General features: G+C 54.6%; 1 protein-coding gene and 1 pseudogene. Both read left to right on the forward strand.

The features are described 5' to 3' along the window. A pseudogene (locus BGP75_RS10590) lies at positions 1–376 on the forward strand (ABC transporter substrate-binding protein); the annotation flags it as partial. 138 nt (positions 377–514) lie between these two features. Further along, a partial coding sequence (locus BGP75_RS10595) for an ABC transporter permease subunit (RefSeq protein ID WP_407067337.1) occupies positions 515–874 on the forward strand: 360 nt, incomplete at its 3' end.

The following is an 874-nucleotide window of genomic DNA, read 5'->3' on the forward strand; positions in this document are numbered from 1 at the left end:
GTTTATTGAACTGGCGGGTGAAGCCTCTGAAGGGGTGCGCTTACCGGCCGCAGCCCTGCTGGTGGCGGATATCCTCGAAGACGGCGATAAGCAAAAATCGGTGCTGATGGCCTATAAAACCGCCTATGAAGCCAAACACGGCCCTGTCTCCACCTTTGGTGGGCATGCTTATGATGGCTTGATGATTGCGTTAGAAGCGATTGATCGTGCCAACAGTACCAAGAAGAAAATCGTTCGTGCTGAGATTGAAGCCACGCAGGACTTTATCGGCACCGGCGGTATCTTCAATATGACCAAAAATGATCACCTGGGCCTCGACCTGGATGCTTTCCGGATGCTGGAGATCCGCAACGGAAACTGGACGCTGGTGAAATAACACCGGTTTTCTTTTTTCCTGCATGATCCCTGCGGTTGATTGCCGGAGTGTGTCGATGTTGCGGATCATGGGTCATGAATGAGTGGCCAAGGATCCGTCTGACAGACTCCGGTGAGAACGGCGGGGCGAGGTAAGCATATGTTTGATCAGATAATACAGTTCTTGGTAACCGGTCTGTCGGTCGGTTCCACCTATGCCCTGGTGGGGCTGGGGTTTGCCATTATTTATAACGCCTCCGGTGTGGTGAATTTTGCCCAGGGCGAGTTCGTGATGCTGGGGGCCATGTCGGCCGTTGGCTTGTTGGCCGCCGGTGTGCCTTATCCGCTGGCCCTGATTGTTGCCACTTTGATCGTGACGCTGGTGGGGATGGGACTGAACAAGTTCGCCATTGAACCCGCCCGGGGCGCCACGGTGGTGGCCACCATTATTATCACCATCGGGGCTTCGATCTTCTTACGCGGGGCCGCTTTGCTGATTTGGGGCAAAGATATCTTCAGC

The organism is Motiliproteus sp. MSK22-1, assembly GCF_001968815.1.
Taxonomy (GTDB): domain Bacteria; phylum Pseudomonadota; class Gammaproteobacteria; order Pseudomonadales; family Balneatricaceae; genus Motiliproteus.